This is a genomic window from Microbacterium sp. zg.B48, assembly GCF_024623505.1.
In the GTDB taxonomy this organism is placed as follows: Bacteria; Actinomycetota; Actinomycetes; order Actinomycetales; family Microbacteriaceae; genus Microbacterium.
This window is the reverse complement of the sequence record NZ_JANJFE010000003.1, coordinates 284,668-307,404: the sequence shown is the minus strand read 5'-3', so window position 1 is coordinate 307,404 and position 22,737 is coordinate 284,668. Positions and strand designations below refer to the sequence as shown.

At 68.8% G+C, this 22,737-nt stretch carries 26 protein-coding genes and 1 tRNA gene; 15 read left to right on the top strand and 12 right to left on the bottom strand.

All coding sequences use genetic code 11. The annotated features are described in order from the left end of the window. Positions 1–226 precede the first annotated feature (226 nt). From NQ152_RS03375 to NQ152_RS03350, 6 genes are all read left to right on the top strand, one after another. A complete protein-coding gene (locus tag NQ152_RS03375) occupies positions 227–1,210 on the top strand; it encodes a thioredoxin domain-containing protein (RefSeq protein ID WP_257523000.1) in 984 nt (327 codons plus the stop codon). Positions 1,211–1,283: 73 nt separating this feature from the next. Beyond that, positions 1,284–1,359: transfer RNA gene (locus NQ152_RS03370), tRNA-Thr, on the top strand. A 344-nt stretch (positions 1,360–1,703) separates the two neighbouring features. Further along, positions 1,704–2,396 carry a hypothetical protein gene (locus NQ152_RS03365; RefSeq protein WP_257503391.1) on the top strand — a complete coding sequence of 231 codons (693 nt, stop codon included), beginning with the start codon at positions 1,704–1,706 and terminating at the stop codon, positions 2,394–2,396. A gap of 176 nt (positions 2,397–2,572) precedes the next feature. Then, positions 2,573–2,911, top strand: coding sequence for a helix-turn-helix transcriptional regulator (locus NQ152_RS03360; protein WP_257503390.1), 339 nt, complete (start codon positions 2,573–2,575; stop codon positions 2,909–2,911). 1 nt (position 2,912) lies between these two features. Next, complete coding sequence (locus NQ152_RS03355; protein WP_257503389.1) at positions 2,913–3,560, top strand: dihydrofolate reductase family protein; 648 nt, start codon at positions 2,913–2,915, stop codon at positions 3,558–3,560. 9 nt (positions 3,561–3,569) lie between these two features. Further along, a complete protein-coding gene (locus NQ152_RS03350; RefSeq protein WP_257503388.1) occupies positions 3,570–4,031 on the top strand; it encodes an SRPBCC domain-containing protein in 462 nt (153 codons plus the stop codon). Between the two features lie 129 nt (positions 4,032–4,160). Here NQ152_RS03350 and NQ152_RS03345 read toward each other — a convergent pair whose 3' ends face one another. Further along, positions 4,161–4,613, bottom strand: coding sequence for a hypothetical protein (locus NQ152_RS03345; protein WP_257503387.1), 453 nt, complete (start codon positions 4,611–4,613; stop codon positions 4,161–4,163). 637 nt (positions 4,614–5,250) lie between these two features. Between NQ152_RS03345 and NQ152_RS03340 the strand changes: the two genes are divergently transcribed. Together NQ152_RS03340 and NQ152_RS03335 are read left to right on the top strand one after the other, a co-directional pair. Beyond that, positions 5,251–5,520 (top strand): hypothetical protein, encoded by a 270-nt coding sequence (locus tag NQ152_RS03340; RefSeq protein WP_257522999.1) that lies wholly within the window; start codon positions 5,251–5,253, stop codon positions 5,518–5,520. Positions 5,521–5,600: 80 nt separating this feature from the next. Next, entirely contained in the window at positions 5,601–6,842 is a 1,242-nt protein-coding gene (locus NQ152_RS03335; protein ID WP_257522998.1) for a phosphotransferase, read from the top strand. A 30-nt stretch (positions 6,843–6,872) separates the two neighbouring features. On the opposite strand, the gene treS is transcribed toward NQ152_RS03335, so the two are convergent. The 3 genes from treS to NQ152_RS03320 form a co-directional block, all read right to left on the bottom strand. Beyond that, positions 6,873–9,185 carry a maltose alpha-D-glucosyltransferase gene (gene treS, locus NQ152_RS03330; RefSeq protein WP_257522997.1) on the bottom strand — a complete coding sequence of 771 codons (2,313 nt, stop codon included), beginning with the start codon at positions 9,183–9,185 and terminating at the stop codon, positions 6,873–6,875. Between the two features lie 112 nt (positions 9,186–9,297). Next, complete coding sequence (locus NQ152_RS03325) at positions 9,298–9,558, bottom strand: hypothetical protein (RefSeq protein WP_257522996.1); 261 nt, start codon at positions 9,556–9,558, stop codon at positions 9,298–9,300. A gap of 143 nt (positions 9,559–9,701) precedes the next feature. Next, positions 9,702–10,256 (bottom strand): carboxymuconolactone decarboxylase family protein, encoded by a 555-nt coding sequence (locus tag NQ152_RS03320; RefSeq protein ID WP_257503382.1) that lies wholly within the window; start codon positions 10,254–10,256, stop codon positions 9,702–9,704. 239 nt (positions 10,257–10,495) lie between these two features. Here NQ152_RS03320 and NQ152_RS03315 point away from each other — a divergent pair, with 239 nt between their 5' ends. After that, positions 10,496–11,371: an oxygenase MpaB family protein gene (locus NQ152_RS03315; RefSeq protein ID WP_257503381.1), complete on the top strand. Its 876-nt coding sequence runs from the start codon at positions 10,496–10,498 to the stop codon at positions 11,369–11,371. A gap of 7 nt (positions 11,372–11,378) precedes the next feature. Here NQ152_RS03315 and NQ152_RS17220 read toward each other — a convergent pair whose 3' ends face one another. The 4 genes from NQ152_RS17220 to NQ152_RS03295 form a co-directional block, all read right to left on the bottom strand. Beyond that, the gene (locus NQ152_RS17220) at positions 11,379–12,587 is read right to left on the bottom strand and encodes an FAD-dependent oxidoreductase (RefSeq protein WP_257522995.1); all 1,209 of its coding nucleotides are present in this window, start codon (positions 12,585–12,587) and stop codon (positions 11,379–11,381) included. After that, the gene (locus NQ152_RS03305) at positions 12,584–12,940 is read right to left on the bottom strand and encodes a Rieske 2Fe-2S domain-containing protein (RefSeq protein WP_257522994.1); all 357 of its coding nucleotides are present in this window, start codon (positions 12,938–12,940) and stop codon (positions 12,584–12,586) included. Before NQ152_RS03305 ends, NQ152_RS17220 begins: the two co-directional genes overlap by 4 nt. A gap of 128 nt (positions 12,941–13,068) precedes the next feature. After that, positions 13,069–13,362, bottom strand: a complete 294-nt coding sequence (locus tag NQ152_RS03300; protein WP_257503378.1) for a hypothetical protein — start codon at positions 13,360–13,362, stop codon at positions 13,069–13,071. Positions 13,363–13,579: 217 nt separating this feature from the next. Beyond that, positions 13,580–14,215 (bottom strand): hypothetical protein, encoded by a 636-nt coding sequence (locus NQ152_RS03295; protein ID WP_257522993.1) that lies wholly within the window; start codon positions 14,213–14,215, stop codon positions 13,580–13,582. 116 nt (positions 14,216–14,331) lie between these two features. Between NQ152_RS03295 and NQ152_RS03290 the strand changes: the two genes are divergently transcribed. Further along, on the top strand, positions 14,332–15,249 hold the full coding sequence (locus NQ152_RS03290) for a DMT family transporter (protein WP_257523072.1): 918 nt from the start codon (positions 14,332–14,334) through the stop codon (positions 15,247–15,249). 3 nt (positions 15,250–15,252) lie between these two features. Here the strand turns inward: NQ152_RS03290 and NQ152_RS03285 are convergent, their stop codons facing one another. Next, a complete protein-coding gene (locus NQ152_RS03285; protein WP_257522992.1) occupies positions 15,253–15,897 on the bottom strand; it encodes a nitroreductase family protein in 645 nt (214 codons plus the stop codon). Continuing rightward, positions 15,894–16,301 (bottom strand): peptide-methionine (R)-S-oxide reductase MsrB, encoded by a 408-nt coding sequence (gene msrB, locus NQ152_RS03280; RefSeq protein ID WP_257503375.1) that lies wholly within the window; start codon positions 16,299–16,301, stop codon positions 15,894–15,896. The genes NQ152_RS03285 and msrB overlap by 4 nt, the downstream gene beginning before the upstream one ends. Positions 16,302–16,389: 88 nt before the next feature. Between msrB and NQ152_RS03275 the strand changes: the two genes are divergently transcribed. From NQ152_RS03275 to groL, 5 genes are all read left to right on the top strand, one after another. After that, positions 16,390–17,373: a DUF2332 domain-containing protein gene (locus NQ152_RS03275; protein WP_257522991.1), complete on the top strand. Its 984-nt coding sequence runs from the start codon at positions 16,390–16,392 to the stop codon at positions 17,371–17,373. 9 nt (positions 17,374–17,382) lie between these two features. Beyond that, positions 17,383–17,634, top strand: coding sequence for a DUF3263 domain-containing protein (locus NQ152_RS03270; RefSeq protein ID WP_257503373.1), 252 nt, complete (start codon positions 17,383–17,385; stop codon positions 17,632–17,634). Positions 17,635–17,707: 73 nt separating this feature from the next. Next, complete coding sequence (locus tag NQ152_RS03265) at positions 17,708–18,283, top strand: LytR C-terminal domain-containing protein (protein WP_257522990.1); 576 nt, start codon at positions 17,708–17,710, stop codon at positions 18,281–18,283. 126 nt (positions 18,284–18,409) lie between these two features. Beyond that, positions 18,410–18,613: a cold-shock protein gene (locus tag NQ152_RS03260; RefSeq protein WP_257503371.1), complete on the top strand. Its 204-nt coding sequence runs from the start codon at positions 18,410–18,412 to the stop codon at positions 18,611–18,613. Between the two features lie 205 nt (positions 18,614–18,818). Then, positions 18,819–20,438 (top strand): chaperonin GroEL, encoded by a 1,620-nt coding sequence (groL, locus tag NQ152_RS03255; RefSeq protein ID WP_257503370.1) that lies wholly within the window; start codon positions 18,819–18,821, stop codon positions 20,436–20,438. A 148-nt stretch (positions 20,439–20,586) separates the two neighbouring features. Here groL and NQ152_RS03250 read toward each other — a convergent pair whose 3' ends face one another. Next, entirely contained in the window at positions 20,587–20,874 is a 288-nt protein-coding gene (locus NQ152_RS03250) for a WXG100 family type VII secretion target (protein ID WP_257503369.1), read from the bottom strand. Positions 20,875–20,995: 121 nt separating this feature from the next. Beyond that, positions 20,996–22,714, bottom strand: a complete 1,719-nt coding sequence (locus tag NQ152_RS03245) for a cell wall metabolism sensor histidine kinase WalK (protein WP_257503368.1) — start codon at positions 22,712–22,714, stop codon at positions 20,996–20,998. Between the last annotated feature and the right edge of the window lie 23 nt (positions 22,715–22,737).

Genomic DNA, 22,737 nt, shown 5'->3' with positions numbered 1-22,737 from the left:
GCAGGTACGTGCCGGACGATCCGTAGTGATGGAATTTGCGGGGCGAACCGCACGCCCCTCATCGGGCGCTCCATTAGTATGCCACGGGCTCTCACGCAGACTCCGTCTGGGTATTTCACAGCCTGTCTGGCTAGCATCGTCATCGGCCGCCCTACCCGTGCGGCCGCGCCGCAACTCCGCCGCGAAAGCGACGCCGACCGGCCGTATGTTCGCTCCGAGAGGTCCCATGTCCAGCGACGAATCCCCGAACGTGCCCGCTGGGCGCGACCGCCGACACGCGGTGCGCGAGAAAGCGCAGCAGGTTCAGGCCCAGCAGTCGCGGGCACGCGTCATCCGCACCACATCGATCGTGACGGCGCTGATCGCGGTCATCGCGATCGCTGCGGTCGTGGTGGTCTGGGCTGTGACGTCGGCGAGCTCGAAGCCGTTGCTGAAGCCGGCGAACGTCACCGACGATGGTTTCGTCGTGACCACCGTCTCCGGGGTCGGAGTGCCCACCGAGGCGGGGTCCGTCCGCGACGAGACGCCCGGTGCGCTCGGCGCGCTGCCCACCGAAACGGAGCCTCCCGCCGAGGCCGTCACGCCGGCTCCGGCGGAGACCGCACAACCCGTCGTCGATATCCGCGTCTACGTCGACTATCTCTCGACCGGCTCGCACGACTTCCAGGTCGCGAACGTCCAGCAGCTGTCCAAATGGGTCAGCGAGGACGCGGCGACCCTGACCTACTATCCGGTCGCGATGCTGACGGCGAAATCCAACGGCACCAAGTACTCGCTGCGCGCCGCCAGCGCGGCCGCGTGCGTGGCGACGCACTCGCCGGCCACGTTCTTCGCGTTCAACAACGCTCTGCTGGGCCAGCAGCCCGCCGTCGACTCCGACGGATACACCGACGTGGAACTCGCCGACATGGCGATCGCCAGCGGATCGGACTCTGCGAAGGTCGTGCGCTCGTGCATCGAGAACGAGTCCTTCGCCTCGTGGGCCAAGTCTGCGACCGAGCGTGCGCTGCAGGGACTGCCGGACACCAAGGGCGTCGCCCTCACCGGCACTCCGATGGTGCTCGTCAACGGGGTCCCGTATGTCGGAGCCCTCGACGACCCGAAGGAGTTCGCGCAGTTCGTGCTGACCGGCGCGAGTGACGCGTACTACAAGACGCCCACCGCGACTCCGACGCCGACCGTCACCCCGGCGCCCACGACCACACCGTAGCGGGCGGCTGCGGTTCGATTGCAGGATGCCGCCGTCCGCGGTCGCGCATCCGCGTTCGGTAGACTGGGCACCTGCCGACTTGGCGCAATTGGTAGCGCACCTAACTTGTAATTAGGGGGTTACGGGTTCAAGTCCCGTAGTCGGCTCCAGAAGGCCCGTGACCACGTCTGCCTGTCCGATGGGGGGATTGCGCCGTCCGTCGTGGTGCGGCATGGATGCTGCCTACTCCGTCGCGTTACGGCAGCGATCCTGTCTCGGGCCCGTGTCGACGAAGGCAGGGCAACGGATGTGGCACGGTCGTTGACCGGGTTCCCGTCGATGCCTTCGAGGCGCGCTATGTCGGGGACGACGCGAAGCTCGCCGAGGGGATCCTGATCGTGCCGGCGACGGGGAAGTGACTCGGGGCGGCACGTCATGGCGCCGTCGCGTGGTCGACCACTGCGAGGTCGCATAGGATGCCACGGGCTGGAAGTCGACGGGCCGGGGGTGACAGGTGGCCGAAGGATTCACGATCATCGTGCGCGTCCAGGTGACAAGTGGCGCGGAGGTCTGGTCGGCGTTGGGCGAGCTCGAACGACTGGTGAGATACGTCACGGCGGGGGAGCTCGCCAAGCCCACCCGCTGGCGGGCCGGTGATGGCAGACGTCAGGTCAACCACGACGACCTCAGTGCCCTGCGAGATTCGCTGCAGCAGCATCCGCTGGACCCGACGTCGATCGAGGTGTCCATCCGACGGCGAGCACCCGCTGCATCTTGGGTGCTCCGGGGCTGGATCTATGAGAAGACGTCCGCCTTCGAAGCGAGCGCCCAGATGACCGGCCTGGATCGGGCAGAGGTCGAGCGACTCTCTCGACGGCTGGCCGTCGAACTCGAGCGCGGCGGGTCGCTGCCGGCCATCGGTCGTCTCCGAGCGTCAGCCATCGCCGACGACCACGATGCGCCGGACGCGGACCACGCGCCGCGCTCCAGTGAGGGTGTTCTCACGACGGATGGCATGCCCGTAGGTGAGGAGCCCGAAGCTGAACCGATGACGACACCAAGCGAAGGCGCGAGCGCGCCGGCTGGGCGTGAGCGCCGGACCTTCGGGCGTTTCATCGCGGACCATTCCACGGCGCTGTCCGTCACCGTCGTAGGCTGCGTCACCGTCATCGCGATAGCTCTCTGGCTGGGGCTCATTCCCTTCTGAGGGAGCTCGTGCCGCTCGACGCTGCCGGGCCGGCGACTGCCATCCACCGTGCAGTCGGCGCGCTCGGGGAACGAGGTCGGCGTGGCGCAGAGCAAGGCCGGGGCACGTGATCCGGGTCGGCAGCGATCGTCTGCGCCGGGTTGACGGCGAGCGACCCAACCGCAATGGTTAGGTGTATGCCTAACTATCGTGACGAGGTCGATGTGGTGCTTCGCGCGCTGGCCGATCCGACCCGTCGGGCGGTGGTGGAGCGTCTGGCGAAGTCACCGGCGGTGGTGTCGGAACTGCTCCCTCTGTTCTCGATGGCGTTGCCGTCGCTGCTCCAGCATCTCCGCGTGCTCGAAGACGCACGAGTGGTCACGTCGACCAAGGCGGGGCGCGTCCGCACCGTTTCCCTGCGGCCCGGCGCTCTCGACGTCCTGCACCTGTGGCTCGGGGAGCAGCGTACGCCGGCCGAACGCTCAGCGGATCGCCTGGGCATCCACTTGTCCCGCACAACCTCGAAGGAGACCTGAGATGACCCGCGTTCGGATCGACCTGTTCTCGTCGCTTGACGGATTCACTGCGGCGCCGACGGCCGCATCCGAAAACCCCATGGGCGAGGATTGGGGTGCGTTGACCGCGGCGTACGCGGCCACCCGCACGTTTCGGGAGAAGGTCTTCGGTGACACCAGTGGAGCGGGGACAACCGGAATCGACGATGCCTACGCGGCAGCGTTCTTCACGGGTGTGGGCGCCGAAATCATGGGCGCCGCCATGTTCGGATTCCACGAGCACCCCGACGACCCGGAGTGGAAGGGATGGTGGGGAGATGAACCGCCGTTCGGCTGCCCGGTCTACGTCCTGACCCACACGGCACCCCGACCGCCCATCCCGATGGCCGGCGGCACCTCGTTCCATTTCCGGACAGGTGCGATCGCGGACGTTCTCGCCGAAGCGACCGCTGCTGCTGAGAACCGTGACGTCCGCGTCGGCGGCGGAATCCGAACGGCGCGGGAGTTCCTGCGCGCGGACCTGGTCGACGACCTTCACATCGGAGTCGCTCCCATCGTGCTCGGCCGAGGCAACCGCGTGTGGGAGGGCCTGCGCGGGCTGGAGTCCACGCACACCGTCACGACGGAGGTCGCAGAAAACGGCACGATCCATGTCACCTTCACCCGATAGGACCTGCCGATGACTGTCGAACGCCGACTGGCCCACTCCGGTTTCACACTGACCCGCGACTACCCCGTTCCCGTGGCGACCATCTGGGGTGCGTTCTCTGAGGAAGAACGAAAGCGGGCGTGGTTCGGCGACGGTGACACGTTCGATCGCCGCGAGTGGCTGTTCGACTTCCGCGTCGGCGGTCGCGACGTCGACGAAGCGAAGTTTCATGGTGGGCCGCTGTCCCGTTACGAAGGCACGTACACGAACATCGTCGAGCACGCCCGAATCGTCACGACCTACGACATGTGGCTCGACGGCGCCCACATGTCCACCTCGCTCGCCTCGTTCGAGTTCGAACCCATTCCGCAAGGAACGCGACTCACGCACGTCGAACACGGAGTCTTCTTCGATCAGTTCTGGGCTGACGGTCCGCAACGCGAAGCAGGCATGCGCGGCATCCTCAGTGCCCTTGCCCACCATCTCGACTGACACGGCTGCCGGCGTATCGAACTCCCGCAGACGTGGCCCGTTCGCGTGCTGGATCGGCGCGCGGGGCGCGCACTCCACCGGACGTTCGTTCATTCCGGCGAGGCGGGGCCTCGCGCCGCGCGTGCTGTGTCAGGGCGAGGGCGTCTGGACCTCCTCGCCAGGGGCGTTCGGCGTCCAGCCATACCAGCCACCCCGGGTGGGAACGATCGTCCATTTGCCGCACGCGTAGACGGTGTCGACGGCGTACACGTCGGGGGCTCCTGCGATCGAGAGGGACGGCGCCGACTGGCGATCGACGGGTGCGCAGACCGCAGGATCGAGATCTGACGCGCTATCGACCAGGACGGTGGCGTCCGTCGCGCCCTCGCGCGTCGATTCGACGAGGCGGATGGATGTCGCGTCCGACGGCATCCATTTCAGCTGGAGGGCTCCGTCTTCGTTCATCTGGGAAACATCTTCGAACGATGTCGAGTGCCGCTGGTAGGCGATCTCATCGACCACGGAACAGGCCGGAACTGCAAGGAGAGCCACGACGGCGGTGGCGAGGGCGAGGAATGACTTTGCGGCACGGTGAGCGGGCATGACACCAGCTTCCGGCGTGACGCCTCGAGGCGCGTCCGCCGGGGGAGGTATCGGGCTCCACCCTGAGATGTAGTTGCTGCGCTCAGGGAATGGGATCCGCGTGAACGTATGTCCGGGCACCTCAACCGGACGGACGCGCACCCATCGCCCTGCGCCTCGAACGCGCTGCGGCCACTGCCGAACGCGCGACGACTCTGGGCTAGTCGCCCACCGACACGCGGCGGTTGTGCAACGGGATGGTGAGAAGGGCAGGCAGTAGCGCCGCCGTCAGGACAGCGACCGACCAATACCCGATCGTCGGGGCGAGAAGGCTCGCAGAGAGGCCCGCGATGAAGACCCCGACGGCTCGCAGTCCAATCGCTGCACCAGGCGTGACCTCCGGATTGCGCCAGTAGGGAAGCCGTCGTCGGGCGTTCGCGCGACGAACGACCCTCATCGACAGGTAGAAAACGACAGCACCAGCGAGGACTCCCACCCAAGCCGCAACAGCCATCATCCGCACATCCGACCATGGTTTGCACGGCCAAAGCAAACCGGTCCTACCGCGGGACAGTCTGCGTCCTCACGTGGATCGTGCCCCTCCTCTCGCCGACTGCGGCATGCCAGCGGTGGACTGCGAACGCGAGATGATAGGCGCATGTCCTCTTCCGTCGAACGCCGCTCCAATCCGACAGCCTGGGCCGCCTTCTGGATCGCGCTGGCCGGTCTCGTGCTCATGCCCATCCCGCTGTTCATCGGTCTGATCCTCGGCGGTGCCCTGTCCATCGTCGCCGCGATCCTGGCCGTGATCGCCCTCCTGAAAGGCCTCGCACGCAGCGGCCAGGGCATCGCGCCCGTGGTGTTCGCAGGCATCTTCATCGCGCTCACCTGGGGCGGCATCTCCGTCGGCGGTGGCACCGTCTGGTAGGTCGGCCGGAGCGCCTCTACGCTCTTGCGGTTCCGCCGTCCACCCCTTTCTTCCCGAGCCCATCCGGGTCACAGTGGGGTGTGCATTTCACGGACGATCTCGGCGCCTGGGTGGCGCAGCAACGGTGGTACGCGGGCAAGAGCCACGCTCCTCGATTCCGGATCCTGGACGCCCAAACCGTCCCCGGGGCCATCCGCTACCTGGTCATGGACGACGGCGGCACAGCGCCGGCCCTGTACCACGTGCCCCTGGCGCTGTCCGTGGAGCCCGTCGACCCGAGCGCGGTCATCTGCCGGGACGACGCCGGCTATCTGGTCGATGCGACACGGCATCCCGAATTCGCCCTCGGGATGCTGGCACAGATGGGACTGGACATCAGCCGGGTGACCGGCTTCCGCACGCTCACCGGGGAGCAGTCCAACACGTCGATCGTCTTCGATGAGGACGGGGAGCAGACCATCATCCTCAAGCTCTTCCGCAATCTTCATCACGGGGAGAATCCCGACGTCACGGTGCAGCGGGTGCTGAGCAACGCGGGGTCGCCGTACGTGCCGCGATTCTTCGGCGACCTGGACGCCGAGTGGCCCGATGTCGGCCGCGAATCCGGCGTCGCGTGCGGCACCCTGGCATTCGCGCAGGAGTTCCTCCGGGGCGTACGGGACGGATGGGCGGTGGCACTGGAGGCCGCGCGCGCCCGGCGGGATTTCACCGAGGAGGCCCGAGAGCTCGGAACCGCCGTGGCCGGAGTGCACGCCGCGCTCGCCGCGTCGCTCGAGACGGCGGATGCCGGCCCGGACGAGATGGCCTCGACGGGCGCCTCCTGGCGGCAGCGGCTCGCGATCGCGGCCGCCGAAGTGCCCGCCGTCGCGGAGCGGCTTCCTGCGATCGACGCGGTGTACCGCGCCGCACTGGAGCGCCGGTGGCCGCGCCTGCAGCGCATCCACGGCGACCTGCATCTCGGGCAGGTGCTGTCGGTTCCCGGCGGCGGGTGGCGCATCGTCGATTTCGAAGGCGAGCCGCTTCGCCCCATGGAGGAGCGTGCGATCCCCGACCTGCCTCCTCGAGACGTGGCCGGGATGCTGCGATCCTTCGACTACGCGAGCGCCGTGGGCGGCGGAGCGGATGCGAAGGACTGGGCCGCCGCGTGCCAGGCAGCGTTCGTGGACGCATACGCCGGTGCCGCGGAATCCGTCGAGCTCGATCCGGTGCTCCTGAACGCGCTCGTGCTCGACAAAGCGGTCTACGAATCGATCTACGAGGCCCGCAACCGTCCCGACTGGCTGCCGGTCCCGCTGGCGGGCATCGACGCCACGCTGGCCTGAGGCGGTCGCCCGGCGCCCGCCGGGGCGGGCTTACTCGGCGCCGGGGTGATCGGAAACGGGCTCGGCCGGCCGGAGCATGAGGAACATCGCTCCGTAGGCCGGGAGTGAGACCGAGAAGCTGCGCAGGTCATCGACGCTGCCGACCTTGTCTCCGGATGCCGCGTCCACGACGTCGCTTCCGGGCACGAGACGTTCGGAGCGGACTGTGCCCTCGGTCGGAACCTGCGAGAAGTTCAGTACGGTCACCTGGATCGGGGCGTCGATGTGCGGGTCCCCGTCGTCGATGCGGTGGACGAGCACCAGCATGCCGGCGTGCGCCACGTCCGGGATGTCCACCTGCGACGCCGTCGCGATGCCATACTCCCGCCGCAGGCGCAGGATGCCGGCGAGGCGGGAGGCGAACGAGGCGGGGTCCTCCAGCTGTGCCGGCAGCGGGCCGTACAGCGCGCGTGCGCGCGGCATGCCCTCCGCGGATCGCGTCGCCTCCGGGTCGACGTCGAGCAGGTCGTGAGCTCCCCGCTCGATCCATCGGGTATCGCCGGCCGCGATGAGATCGGCGACCTCGGGGGCCGGGACGGTGAGCATGCCGGTCAGATCCCAGCCCGAGAGCGCGAAGACGCCGGGCTGCCAGGCGTTCGCGGCGCACAGCAGCAGATGCGCGTCGCGGATGGCGGGGATGTCGTCCTCTGAGATGTCGTCCAGGTGACCGAATCCTCGTGTGGCCGCGATCAGCGAGGCCGAGGTGCCGGCGATGCCGTTCTGGGTGAAGACTCGGTTGTAGTCGGCGGTGCCGGTGAGGCTTTCGGTGAGGTCGGCGCGTACTTCCTCGGCGAGCTGACTGCCTGAGATCTCACGACCGCGGAACTGGAAGGAACTGTCACTGCGGCTGCTCGCCCAGTGCACGAGTTCGTAGGTGAGCTCGTCGTGGTTCTGCAGCCCGTGGACCAGCTGCACGGGCTGCACGCCGAGGCGAAGCGAGGTGGTCAGGGCGAGACGGAGGAATTCGGTCTGCCCGGTCGCGAGGGCGTGATGGTAGCCGGGGCGTCCGATGAAGTCGTAGGAGAGATCTGCTCCGACCGCCCCGGTGTCCCGGATGTCCTCGATCGTGAGGTTGAGCTCCTGGAAGGTGAAGCCGCCCACTTTGCGCACCATTCCGGCGATGATGTGGTTCGCCGCATGAGAGAGCGGGTGCCCCTCCGACCACGCGGGAAGCCCTTCGGCGCTCTTCTCGACGCCGAGGAAGCCATTCGCGTCCAGGCGCAGGGCAGTGGCGCCGAGCTCGCCGAGTGAGTGCAGGGCGTCGCCGATGACCAGCCGCATTCCCGCGAAGGTCGGATCGAGCCAGTTGATCGACGGCTGCCCCTGCTTGAAGTAGTGGAGGTAGACCCACCGTCGAGTGACGCCGTCGGGACCGGTGACGGCAGCCGTCGCGCTCCAGTTCGTCTCCTTCACGCCGGGCGTGTAGAAGATGACGCGTTGGAGGGCACCGATGATGTAGCCGTGCTCGGCGAGGTCGTGCTCTGTCTCAGGGTCGAGATTCACGCTGTCGGCGCCGCCCGGCACCTCCGGAAGGAGCGACCAGTCCTCCGGCGGGATCTCGATCATGTGGTAGATCCCCGGGTAGTCCTTGTACCCCATCTCGGCAAGTCGGAAGTCCGCGCCCTTGCCGGTGTGCCCCGGCACGATGTCGTCGATGATGCTCCCGCCGTGCGCATCGGCGACGTCGCACAGCGCGCGGAACTCGTCGTCGGTGCCGAACGCCGGATCGATCTGCGTGCTGATGCGATCGAAATGACCGTCGACGCTCGGGGTCTCCACCCATCCGTCGATGCCGCCGGCGCGTTTCACCGGGCCGGTGTGCACCGCCGTGATCCCGATGCGTTCGAAGGTGGTCCACAACTCCTCATCGCCCAGTGCCGCCAGGAACGACTGCCCCGGCCGGGTGATGAGCGAGATCGGGTAGGCCGTGAACCACACATCGGTCGTCGCGATCGCGCGTCGCGCATCGGGACGAGCGTAGGCGTTGCGCCACATCGTGGGCTGCCCGGACAGCCGACGCGCCAGCACGTCGGCGTCTTTGAGCATCGCCTGGCGCACCAGCCACTCGACGTACGACGGGTTGGTGCCGTTCGCCGTGCGCGGGTCCGTCCTGATCCGGCGCACGCTGCTGCCGCGAAGGTGGTCACGCGGGCGCAGCCGTCGGGGTCGCGCGGGATAGCGCTGCTCGTCGTAGCTGATCTCGGGCGTCTCCGGATCCAGGCCTTCACCGTCTGACGCGTTCACTGCGGCCAGGTCGATGGGGCCGGTGTACAGGTCATCAAGCTGCTGCTCGTCGGGTGCCATTCTTCAACGCTAGAGGTCCCGCAGCTTCGCCTGGAGGGGGTGGTACAGCTGATCTCGAGGCACTAAGGGGTTTGACGCGTACGATGCCGGGTGGACGGGCGAGGAGCACTCATCAGCGTGCGGCTGATGAGATGACCGCGCGCTGTGCCACCGTGAGCGTGCCGTACCGCCCGATGCCGTTCGAGTCGCGGTCGACCGCGACGAATGACCCCGTCCCCGTGAGGACCACAGCCCCCAGCAGTGCACCGGATCGGCGGGCGACGTAGGAGCCTGGCTCCACCTCCACCCACGACGCCGACGCGGGACGGCGAAGCGGCTTCGCCGGAGCCGGCGCCATCGGATTTTTGCCTGTCAGCACCTCGGACAAGTTCATCGGCTGCTCCCCACTCTGTGTGGAGTCGGCCAGGGTCCGGGGGCGACCTACGCCAATTTTACGCTCGTCCTTTCACCGGGGCAAGGATCTGCGCAGGCGCGCCGCGCGATCTCGGGCACCCGGTGTTGCGCGGCCGCTTCGCCTCATCCCACCCGGAACACCCGCAGCTGCAGTGCAAGTGTGGAGTAGTACCCGACCAGAGCGGTGAGCTCGAAGATGCCGTCCTCGCCGATGACCGCGGACGCCTCATCCCACGCGTCCTGCGGAAGATCGCCGGCCAGCAGCGCGACGGTCGCGCGGCCGACGACACCCTCGGCGGCGGTGAATCCCGACACGTCCAGCGCACGGATCGCGGCGAGTTCGTCGTCGGTGAAGCCGATCGCGCGCGCAATCGCTTCATGTGACTCCCGCTCGAAGGCGCTGTCCGCGTGGGCTGCGACCAGCAGGATCGCAAGCTCCCGCATCCGGTCGCTGAGTCGGGTGCGATAGCGGATGGCGGCACCGAGCTCCTGCTGGGCGGTGCCGACGGCGGGGGAGCGGAGCATCAGGTCGAACGGGCCGCGCAGCGATCCGTCGGCGGCGGTGAGGGCGAAGTGCTGGGTGCCCGCGGCGCGCGGTCCGCCGGTGATCGTCTCGTAGAGCTCCCGCTGATCGGGGGTCAGCTCGCCAGGGGTGAGTGAACGAACACGAGCTGCCATGCGGGTTCCCCTCCGGATCGTGCGGAATACGGGCGACCGACTATACCTGTCCACCCAAATGCCCCTTTCGCCATGTAACAGGATGAATCTCCGGAATGTCGCGGAAGGAGCACGGTCTTTCGGGGTCCTTCCGGACCGATAGGTTCGAAACGACGCACCAGGCCCGATGACGCACCGTGCGAGGTCGAGGTCGAATGGCGCAGGGGCGCCGGGTGGTCGTTCCGAAAGGGGAACATGCAATGACGGACGTCTACCCGAGCCGCTCGCTCGCCGACGCACCACGCGCTGATGACGGCTATTACGGCCCCGACAGTGTCTCGTGGCGGGTCTTCTCGGATCCCGGTTCGGCGCTGGGTGCCAAGAACGCCATATTCCTGCAGATGCTCGAGGCGGGAATGATGACGCACTTCGAGCGCGTCTCGATGACCACCGAAGGCCCGGAGGCGATGGCAGCCCGGTTCGACCGGACGTCGGCTTATCTTCGCGATGCGGTGTTCGCCGACAAGGCGCATTCGGATGCCGCGGCAGCCCACGTCGACATGCTTCACGAGCGATCCAGCTGGACCAACCCCGAAACCGGGGAGGTCGTGAGTGCGAAGCAGCCGGCGTGGCAGCGCTGGACGTGGTGGACCTACATCTGGTCGGCGGTGCGCGGCTATCAGGAGTTCGGACCGGGCCTTTCTGTGGCGGATGCCGATCGGGTCGTCGTCGAGTCCCGGCTGGGCGCCCAGAAGCTGTTCGTGCCCGGGCCGTATTTCGATACGTTCGCGGAGCTGGACGAGTACATCCGGGCCGACCTGAACAGCAAGTCGCTGACCATCTTCGCCGCGCTCGCCGGCCACTCGCTTCGTCATCCCGACGTGAAGGGCCCCGTGGCGAAGTGGGTGACGCGTCAGGTGCTGAACGGCGTGCTCTCGCTGCTGCCGCCGAACGCGCTGCTCTTCTACGCGCTGGAGGATCGCAGCACGAAGGAGCTGGCGCGAGGTGCCCGGTTCACGAAGTGGATCGCGAAGCTCTCCCGCAAGAATCAGACCGCGGAACAGCTCATCGCGCAGGCCATCGGCGACTCCATCGCCAAGCCCTATCAGAAGGTGCGTGTCAAGAAGGCCGCCTGAACGACGGTCACCCGCGGGGGAGCAGTGAGCGCAACGGCACTCCCGGGTCGGAGAGCTGGTCGACGCTGACGGCGACGGAGCGATCGATCAGCCGCCGTGCCGCGCGCACCGCCATCGGGTCATCGACGCTGGCCGCGCCGAGCAGTCGATCGCCGTCGATCCGGAACGCGGTCGGGTGGGGGCCGGGCCGGACGACTTCACGCCCGTCCCCGGCCATGTCGCCGACCACTTCGATGTGGTGTCCGTAGCGGTCCGACCAGAACCAGTCCGCTCCGCGCGGGTCGGGCGCGGTACCCAGGATCGCCGCCGCGACCGCCCGGCCATCCAGCCTCGCCGCTTCCCAATGCCCCCGGGAGGCGGCGAGGCCGCCCGGCAGGCGCCGGCGCGTCGCGTCGCCCACGGCGAAGATCCCCGCCGCGGAGGTGCGCCCCGCGTCGTCGACGACGATGCCCTCGTCGACGTCGAGCCCGGCATGATCGGCGAGCGTGGTGTCGATGACGATCCCGGTTCCGACCAGCACGCCGTCCACGTCGACGCAGCCGCCTCCGGTGAGCTGGACGCGGAGCTCTCCGCCCTCCGCGGCCGTGACAGCGGTGACCCGGTCCGTGCGCGTGTCGACGCCGTGATCGGCGTGCATGGCGTGCAGGTACCCCGCCATCGTCGGGCCGAAAGCGCGCACGCCCGGCACCTGGTTCGGGTCGATCAGCACGACCGGTGATCCGGCCTGGTGCAGCGCCGCCGCCGCTTCGGCGCCGATGAGTCCGGCGCCGACCACGGCGACTCTGCGACCGAGGAGCCCCTGCAGGGTCACCGCATCGGCGTAGGTCCTCAGCGTGCTCACACCCGGCAGGGCAGCACCTGGAAAGGCGGGCACGCGTGCGAACGCGCCGGTGGCCAGCACGACGGCGTCGGCCGCCACGGCGGCGCCGTCGTCCAGAGTCACGGACAGGTCTGCGGCATTCAGGGCGGTGGCCGTGCGGCCGACGCGCGTCTCGATGCGCAGTTCGGCGAGCTTGGCGTCATCGGCGAACCGCAGCGCATCCAGGGGCGTGTGGTCGACCAGCGCCGTCTTGGACAGCGGGGGCCGGTCGTAACAGGCGGCCTCGCGTTCGATGATGACGATCGCGTCGTCGTAGCCGCCTTCGCGCAGAGAAGCGGCGACGGTCCAACCAGCGATCCCTCCACCGACGATGACGACTCGTCGGTGTCCGCTCACGCGAGGCGCTCGGGGTTCGGGGTGAGCATCAGATCCTCACCCACGACCTCGATGGTGTGCGCGGCGACGCCGCGCGGTGCCGGCGGGGAGAGCACCGCGCCGTCGGCGAGCCGGAAGGTCGATGAGTGCAGCGGGCACTCCACACAGCCCGCCTCGATCCATCCCTGCGCGAGCGAGGTCTGTTCGTGGGTGCAGGTGTCATCGATCGCGAAGTAGCGTCCGCCGCTGAAGATCACTGCGATGTCATCCTGTGTGCCGGCGGTTGCACGCGGCACCACCAGCGCCTCGTCCTCGCCGATGTCGCCCACGACACCCACCTTGATCGAATTCCCCGTCTGCGTCGGCATGCCCATCCGGTCACCGTATCAGCGCCCGATTGCCGTGCTCGCACACGCCGGTGGATGCCGCGCCGCACAGACCGCGTGCGCTCCACCTGCGTGGGCGCGCGGGTGTGCGCTGCGGCTTTCGGCGCTCGGCCGGGTCACCCCGCCATCATCGAGCGCGCCGTCACCGGGCGCCGGTGCGGAATCGGCGTGGGTTTCGTGGATGCCGAGACCGTCCGTGCGACATCTTCCAGAACACCCGCGATCGACGGGTACCGGTCCGGTAACGCCAGCTCTCGCAACCAGATCACCTCGACCTCGAGCTGGCTGATCTCATCGACGCATGCGACCGTGCGGCGCGGATCGTTGAATGCGAACCAGTTGTCGTTGATCACCCATTCCGTCGCTGTCAGCCGCTTCAGTTCGAACCTGGAGTCCACCGCTCTTGCCATGACCACTCCCAAGTCAGGTCCCAGCCCTGACGGGCGACGCGCCACCTGACCACCGGCGGAGGCCCGTTGACGCCCGACGGGTCGCCGACCACGGCCTGCGGAGGCCACCTTGCCTCGCTGCGCGACCTCGACGGCTCAGCCCACTCGTCGGACGTCACCCTGAGGATAACCCCGTCCGCTCGGCGCGGCAATGGATGCGGCGTCCGGTTCGGCTGCCTCAGCGGCCCGGCTCGAAGACCAGCGTCACGAGGGTCGTGCCGCCGTCGCGATGGAACAGAAGCTGCGCGGTGACCTGAGCGCCGCCATCGGAAGGACCGACGGTCGCCGTGAAGGCGTCTTCGGTCCCGTCCCGGTTGAAACGGGCGAGCTCCTCGTCCAGGGCGGTGACCTGCTCCTCATTCCAGCCGACCGTCGGGGCCAGCGCGCGGACGTGGGCGAGCGCATCGAACCACGTCCCGGGGCTGTCCAGGGTGACCGCCACCGACGCGAGCTCACCGTCCTGGGTCGTCGCGGTCAACGCGGCGGTGTCGTCGATGACGTAGACGTCGTCGCGGCCGGCGATGACCGCCCGCACCGGGCGGCGGAACTGCGCCGACTTCTCCACGTCGGCGCCCATGCCCAGCTGGTCGGCAGGCAGCGCGCCCTCGCCGATGCGCACCCGGACGATGCCCTCCACATTGGCGTAGTCGAATCCCGCGTCGGTGAGCATGCTGGAACCGTCCGGCGCCTTCTGGTCCGAAGATGCGGCCGGGTTCTCTTCGGCCCACCACGAACCCTGCACCGCGAAGGTCGCGACGACCACCAGCCCGATCACGAGCACGAGAATCGTGGCCGGCAGCCAGGTCAGTGACATGCGCCGGCGCCTGCTGACAGACACACTCCAGGGTAACCGCGGTGCCCGACACGGCGGCTGCCTGCCCGGCATCACGGCATGATGGGCACGTGACCCGCCGACGTCTGCCTGCCTGGATGTCGCTGGGCGGTGCGGTGCTCGTCGGGGTGCTGACCGCGGCACAGGCGCGCATCAACGGGCAGCTCGGTGTCCGCCTAGAGGACGGGCTCGTGGCCGGGGCCGTCTCGTTCGGGTCCGGCCTGCTGATTCTCATCGTCCTGTCCCTCGCACTCCCGGTCGGGCGTCGCGGATTCAGCGCGCTCGTCTCGGGGGTTCGTTCAGGCGGCATCCCGTGGTGGATGCTGGCGGGCGGCGCAGCCGGAGCCCTGACCGTGGCGACCCAGGGGATCGCCGTCGGCATCATCGGGGTGTCGCTGTTCACCGTGGGAGTGGTGGCCGGCCAGACGGTCTGCGGACTTGCGCTGGATCGTGCCGGCTACGGGCCGGCGGGAATCGTCGCGGTGACCCTGCCCCGCGTGGCCGGTGGGGCCCTCGCGCTGGTCGCGGTGGGAATCGCCGTGGTCGGCGATGGGCTCAGCGGCATCCCGCTGTGGCTGCTGCTGCTGACCCTGGCAACCGGTGTCGGCGTCGCGTGGCAGCAGGCGACCAACGGCAGGCTCAAGCAGCGCGTCGGGACACCGCTGACGGCGACGCTGGTGAACTTCATCGGCGGGACGCTCATCCTCGCCGCCGCCGCGGCCGTGCACGTCGCGGTGGTCGGGACCCCGGCGGCCGCGCCGACGGAGCCGTGGCTGTACTTCGGCGGCGCGATCGGCGTGGCCTACATCGTCCTGTCGGCAGCGCTGGTCGCACACACCGGTGTGCTGCTGCTCGGCCTCGGGGTGGTGGCCGGGCAGCTGATCGCCTCGTTCGTGCTCGACGTGCTCTGGCCGGCGCCCGCGGGTCCCGGGCTGGTGCAGGCGGTCGCCATGGTGGTCGTCGCGCTGCTGTCGGTCGTGGTCGCCACCGTGCCGTGGCGGCGTCTGCGACGCTAGCGGTCAGACCTCGTCGGCGGCGGCGTCGATGCGCTCGACCGTCGCTGTGTCCGCGGGCAGCCGGGTGAGGTGATGACGCGCATCGACGGCCTTGCGGCGTCCGAGCCGGGCGTTCGCCGGCTTGCCGCCGACGTACAGCCAGCCCAGGAGCTCCTCCCGCTTGCCCAGACCGTGCACCTTGGCGACCGCCTTGCTGCGGGTGTAGTGCCCGGTGCGCCAGATGACGCCCCAACCGGCCTCGTCCAGCAGCAGGCTCAGCGTGTGGGCGACACCGGCGGCGACGGCCTCCTGCTCCCAGCGGGGGACCTTGGCGTTTTTGCGGTAGCTGACCACGATGGCGATCAGCAGCGGCGCGCGCAGAGGCTTGGACGAAGAGCCCTTGTCGCCGTTGGCCTTGTTGATCGCCCTGCCCAGGCGCTCACGATCGGTTCCGCGCAGCTCGATGAGCCGCCACGGCTGCAGCGAGGAGTGATCGGCGACCCGTCCGGCCGCGGACACGAGGGTGAGCAGCTGAGACCGGGTGGGTGCGACGTCGGTCACTTTCGACCAGGAGCGCCGCGCCCGCACCGCCTCCAAGACCGGGGCCACGCGGCCCGCGGCTGCGCGCGACGCGCCGGCGGAGGGCGGAGGGGTCGCGGGGACGGTCATGTTCCGGATTCGGGAGTGAAATCGAGCGCGAGCGAGTTCATGCAGTACCGGTCGCCCGTGGGCGTGCCCACGCCATCCGGGAAGACGTGGCCCAGATGGGAGCCGCACGACGCGCAGCGCACCTCGGTGCGCAGCATCCCGTGGGTGCGATCTTCGATCAGCTCGACCGCCTCGGGACGCACCGACTCGTAGAAGCTCGGCCAGCCGCAGTGCGAGTCGAACTTCGTACCGCTCTGGAACAGCTCCGATCCGCACGCCGCGCACGTGTAGAGCCCGGCACGGCTCTCATCCAGAAGCTCACCGGTCCACGGGCGCTCGGTGGCGGCCTCTCGCAGCACCTCGTACTGCTCCGGAGCGAGTTCGGCGCGCCACTGCTCGTCGCTCTTCTGAACGCTGTAGGTCATGGGAGTCCCTCCTTAGCCAGCCTCCATTCTCCCGCACTGCAGCCGGTCACGTCGCGCTCAGCCGCCGTCTCACCACGAGAATGGGACGGTGGATGCCGCTGCCGTCGCCGAACGCTTCGAACGATTCGCGTTCGATGAGGCGATCGGACGGTCCGCCCTCTACGCCGACTGGGCCGCGGGCGTCGCGAGCGACCTCGCTGTGCAGGAGATCCTCGTGCGCATCCCGGCCGAGCGCCGGCAGCCGCCCCTCGTCTTCGCGGTCACCCGGATGCTCGGGGCGCCGGAGGATCCGTACCGGCAATGGCGGGAGTGGCTGATCGGGCATGCGGACGCCGTCGTGGCGGAATGCTCCCGGCGCACCCTGCAGACCAACGACCCGCTGCGGTGCGCCGCACTGCTGCCGGCGCTCAGCGGGCTGGAGGGCCCCCTGGCGCTGCTGGAGGTGGGGGCCAGTGCGGGTCTGTGCCTCTATCCGGACCGGTACTCCTACCGCTACCGCGGCGGACCCGCCCTGGATCCTCACGACGGTGTCTCGCCCGTGGTGCTCGAATCGGCCGTCCATGGGAGACCGCCGCTGCGGCTGCCGGATGTGATCTGGCGCGCCGGCATCGACCTGGCACCGCTGGATGCCTCGGATGCCGCTGACCGCCGGTTCCTGCTCAGCCTGGTCTGGCCGGGGGAGCAGGGCCGCGCGCAGCGGATCGAGGCCGCACTCGACCTGGTCTGCGCCGACCCGCCCCTGCTCGTACGCGGCGACGCGACCGTGCCCGGGGCGCTCGAGGAGCTCGCCGCCTCCGCCCCGTCGGAGGCGACGCTGGTGGTGACCACGCCGGGCGTGCTGCCGCACATCCCGCGGGCCGGCCGCGACCGCCTGCGCTCGATCATCGCCGCGATGGACGCGGTGTGGGTCTCGATCGACCCCCCGATGGTGCACCGGCAGTGGAATCGCGGCGCCGAGCGGGACGGGTGGGACGGTTTCGTCCTGACGCGCGACGGTGCGCCGCTGGCGACGGTCGACCCGCTCGGGGCTTCTGTGGAGTGGCGCACGGGTGGGGCGTCCGGACGGCGCTAGCGTGATGGCGTGCCCCTCAGCGACCGCGACCGTGCCATCCTCCGGTTCGAGGCGGAGTGGCGTCGGCACGCGGGGGCGAAGGAGGAGGCGATCCGGGCGGATCTGAATCTGTCACCGGCACGCTATTACCAGCTGCTCGGCCGGCTGATCGACACCGCCGACGCTCAGGAGCACGACCCGATGCTCGTGAAACGGCTCCGCCGCATCCGCGACGCGCGGCAGCAGGCCCGCCTCGCCCGCGCCTCCGGGGCTCCCCGGTAGTCGTATCGCCGCCGCGCAGGACCTCCATCGGCACGCCGCACGGGCTCCGGCCGCGGGCGGGTACCATCGGGGGGTGCCGAGAACGACCTTCCCGCGGGACCGCTTCGACGACCTTCCCGCGGATGCGGGCCGGGTCGGCGCCCATCGCGCCGAGAATCCGCGGATGCGCGGCTGGGTCGTGCTGTTCTGGGCGGTGTTGGCGACCGTCGTGCTGATCGCGGTCGGCATCTTCGGAACTCTTCTGGTCAGCGGCCGGGTGGTGCTGTTCCCGACCCCGGAGCCGACCGTCGCCCCCTTGCCGATCGTCACGCCGGTCGTGGACACCGCCTTCGACGTCCTGGTTCTGAACGCCACCCCGGAGTCGGGACTGGCGACGCAGACGAAGGACGTCGTCGTCGCCGCCGGCTGGGCCGAGGACACCGTGCTGGCCAGCGAGGCCGGTTCCACAGACTTCGCCGAGACGACGATCTACTACTACCTGCCCGAGGATGAGGCCGCCGCAGCCGGGCTTGCCGAGGTGATCGGCGGAGCCCGGATCGAGCAGAGCGACGTGTACCAGCCGGCAGAGGATCCGCAAGCGCGACAGTTGACGATCGTCATCGGACTGGATCGCACATCGACGCCGCCGGACGCCACTCCCGCACCGTGACGGCCACCCGTGTTTCACGCGGGTAAACAGTTCGATGCACGCGTGTCAACACTGGTCTCAGACCTGAATCGGCGCGCATCGGCGTGCATACGATGGCGGTGTTTCCCCGCAATCCAGGAGAGTCTCATGACCCAAGGCACCGTCAAGTGGTTCAACGCCGAGAAGGGCTTCGGCTTCATCACCGTGGCAGAGGGGCAGGACGTCTTCGTGCACTACTCCAACATCGACATGAGCGGATTCCGCGTCCTCGAGGAGGGCCAGGCCGTGGAGTTCATCGTGGGCACCGGCCAGAAGGGGCCCCAGGCGGAGTCCGTTCGCGTCGTAACCTGACTCCCTCGCGCCGACGCGCGGCGCCCCCCCCGGCGCGCGTCGGCCTGGTCCGACGGCCATGTGTTCGTCCCCGGCCCGGATGACGTCCGGAGTCGGCTTGCTCCCTGCGGCTTGCACTCGGTAGTGCCGAGTGCCAGAATGGATTAGCACTCGACACATCTGAGTGCTAAGAATTCGCATACGTCCGGGAGGGACGAGAAAACACATGGCTAAGATCATCGCTTTCGACGAGGAGGCCCGTCGTGGTCTCGAGCGCGGCCTGAACATCCTGGCTGACGCCGTCAAGGTGACACTGGGCCCCCGCGGTCGCAACGTCGTACTTGAGAAGAAGTGGGGCGCCCCCACGATCACGAACGACGGCGTCTCGATCGCCAAGGAGATCGAACTCGACGACCCGTTCGAGAAGATCGGCGCGGAGCTCGTCAAGGAGGTCGCCAAGAAGACCGACGACGTCGCTGGCGACGGCACCACCACCGCAACCGTGCTGGCTCAGGCACTTGTCCGCGAAGGCCTGCGCAACGTCGCAGCCGGCGCTGACCCCATCTCGCTGAAGCGCGGCATCGAGAAGGCCGTCCAGGCCATCTCGGACGAACTGCTCGCTTCGGCCAAGCCCGTCGAGTCCAAGGAGCAGATCGCGGCCACGGCATCGATCTCCGCGGCTGACACCACCATCGGCGACCTGATCGCCGAGGCGATCGACAAGGTCGGCAAGGAAGGCGTCGTCACCGTCGAGGAGTCGCAGACGTTCGGCACCGAGCTCGAGCTCACCGAGGGCATGCGCTTCGACAAGGGTTTCATCAACCCTTACTTCGTCACTGACCCGGAGCGTCAGGAAGCCGTCTTCGAAGACGCGTACATCCTGATCGCGAACCAGAAGATCTCCAACATCAAGGATCTCCTGCCGATCGTCGACAAGGTGATCCAGGACGGCAAGGAGCTCGTCATCATCGCCGAGGACGTCGAGGGCGAGGCGCTTGCGACTCTCGTGCTCAACAAGATCCGCGGCATCTTCAAGTCGGCGGCGGTCAAGGCTCCCGGCTTCGGCGACCGTCGTAAGGCGCAGCTGCAGGACATCGCGATCCTCACCGGTGGCCAGGTCGTCACCGAAGAGGTCGGTCTCAAGCTGGAGAACGCGACGCTGGATCTGCTCGGCCGCGCTCGCAAGGTGATCATCACCAAGGACGAGACGACCATCATCGAAGGTGCCGGCGACGCCGCTCAGATCGAGGGTCGCGTGACCCAGATCCGTCGCGAGATCGAGAACACCGACAGTGACTACGACCGCGAGAAGCTCCAGGAGCGTCTCGCCAAGCTCGCAGGTGGCGTTGCCGTCATCAAGGCGGGTGCGGCAACCGAGGTCGAGCTCAAGGAGCGCAAGCACCGCATTGAGGACGCTGTCCGCAACGCGAAGGCTGCGGTCGAAGAGGGCATCGTCCCCGGTGGTGGCGTCGCGCTGATCCAGGCAGGCAAGGTCGCGTTCGCGACGCTGAACCTGACCGGTGACGAGGCGACCGGCGCGAACATCGTTCGCGTGGCCATCGAGGCACCGCTCAAGCAGATTGCGCTGAACGCCGGTCTCGAGCCCGGTGTCGTCGCGAACAAGGTTGCCGAACTGCCCATCGGTCACGGCCTCAACGCCGCAACCGGTGAGTACGGTGACCTGTTCGCGCAGGGCATCATCGACCCGGCCAAGGTCACGCGCTCTGCTCTGCAGAACGCGGCCTCGATCGCCGCGCTGTTCCTCACCACCGAGGCCGTCGTCGCCGACAAGCCCGAGCGCGCAGCCGCTCCGGCCGGTGACCCGACTGGTGGCATGGACTTTTGACGCAACCCGGGTCGATGCCGCGCAGCGGCGTTGATGCGGGGCGGGTCAAGGTCGAGTAGGCCGCGCAGCGGCCATATCGAGACCCCGTCTCACCAGAAGAGCCCCTCCTTCGGGAGGGGCTCTTCTGCCTTTGGTGCGGGCGCCAGTGTCACCGGAACAGGCTCATCGTGGCCTGCTCGGCGTCCGCGTACTGCCTGCCGGCGGCGCTGAGCGCGGTGTTGATGCTCGTCAGGCTGTCCTCAACCTGGCGCTGGGTGGCCCGCCACTGGTCGATGACCGTGGCGAAGGCGGCCGACGCGCTCCCTGTCCAGCTCGTCTGCAGCTGGGTCAGCTGGGTGAGCATCGCCTGCGTCTCGCCCTGCAGACGGTCGATGGTGCCGCGGACGGCGGCGGTGGTGGCAAGAACGGCGTCGCTGTCGACGGAGAAGACGGCCATGAGGACTCCTTGATCGGTGAACGGGGGTTCTCACGCTAGAAGCATCCGTGTGTGCCGTTCCGGCCGCAGACCGCGCCTGTCGGACTCCGGCGTGCAGGCACCGCTGGGGAGGAGAGGACGCTCAGTCGGGCGGGGACTCGAAGCGGGTGAGCGGCTGCGTCTCGATGAGCAGGTGATCCTGAGCGTCCCGTTCCCCGGCCAGCGGGATGCCGACACGGAAGGTCGCACCACCGCCGGGAGTGTCGCGCACGGTGACCGTGCCGTGCAGGGCCTCGACGATGGATGCGACGATCGATAGCCCGAGTCCGGTGCCCCCCGTCTCCCGGGCGCGGGACGTGTCGGCGCGCCAGAAGCGCTGGAAGATCTTCTCCCGGATCTGGGGCGGGATGCCTTCGCCATGGTCGGCCACCTCGATCCACCCCAGGCCGGCTTCGGCGTCGACGCCGACGCGCAGGTCGATCGGTGAATCGTCCGCGGTGAAGCGCCGCGCGTTTCCCAGCAGGTTCGCCACGACCTGGCGGATGCGGTTCTCGTCTCCGAGCACGATGGGCTGTATCGGTTCCGTCACGGGTGCGGCCGTCACCGGCTCGGCAGGCGCGGTCTCGTCCGCGGAAGGCTGCTCATCGGATGGGGCCAGGCGCTGCCGGCGTCGCAGCAGCGAGAGCGCACCACCGCTGACGCGGGCGATCGCCGATGTGGGCACCCCGGCGCGCCGCCGCGCATTCCGTTCGGACTCGGCAGCCGAGTTCGCATCCCATTGCACGCGCGGAGCGGGCGGCTCGAGCGTGGTGTCGATCACGGTGACCTGGCGGTGCGGAGATGTCGCACGCACGTCCAGCGCGGCATCCCTTGCGATCGGTCGCAGATCGACCGGCGCGATGATGACATCTCGTCGCTCGTCGAGCCGGGCCAGTGCGAGCAGGTCCTCGACCAGCACGCCCATCCGCACCGCCTCCTTCTCGATGCGGTCCATCGCCTGCGCGACCTCGTCGTCGCCTGAGATCGCGCCCATGCGGTACAGCTCCGCGTAGCCGCGGACGGTGACCAGCGGTGTGCGCAGTTCGTGGCTGGCATCGCCGATGAACCGGCGCATCTGCCGTACCGACGAGTCCCGCTGGTTCAGCGCGGCATCGACCCGGCCGAGCATGGCGTTGATGGCGGCTTTGAGGCGGCCCACCTCGGTGGTCATCGGCTCGATGTCGGTGAGGCGCTGGCTGAAATCACCCGCAGCGATCGCCATCGCAGTCTCCTCGACCTGGCCGAGGCTGCGGAACGTCAGGGTCACCAGCCATCGGGTCAGCAGGGCACCGCTGATGATCGCGATGACCGACAGGATGCTGTAGATCCCGAGGAACGTGCCAATGGCCTGATTGATCGGCGCGGTCGGCAGCGCCACCATCTGGCTGAACAACGCCCCGTTGACCTCCAGGGGAGCGACACTGGCGCGGAACTGCGCGCCGGTCTTGCTGTCCTCCAGCGCGAAGGTGTCGATGCCGCCGGTCAGGGTCTTCTCCAGGGCGAACTTCGCCGGGAAATCCGGCGCTGGCTCTTCCCCGCCGCCGCTGATCAGCAGCGCTCCCGGCGGTTCGGCCGCATACAGGGCGACGTGGTAGTCGGTGCGCGGCGGATCACTCTTGTCCGCGACCTCGGCGACCCCGTTGGCCACCTCGATGTCGAACAGCCCGGTCGCCGTCTCGGCGGTGGCCGCCTGCTGGACGGTGCTCTCCAGGTTCGCGATCAGCGCGTTCCGGAAGAAGACGGTGGCCCCGGCGCCTGTCGCGAACAGGCCGATCGCGAGCACGGCGACCGTGACCCCGGTGACCTTCGCGCGCAGGCTCACGCCACGCCACCTTCGGGTGACCG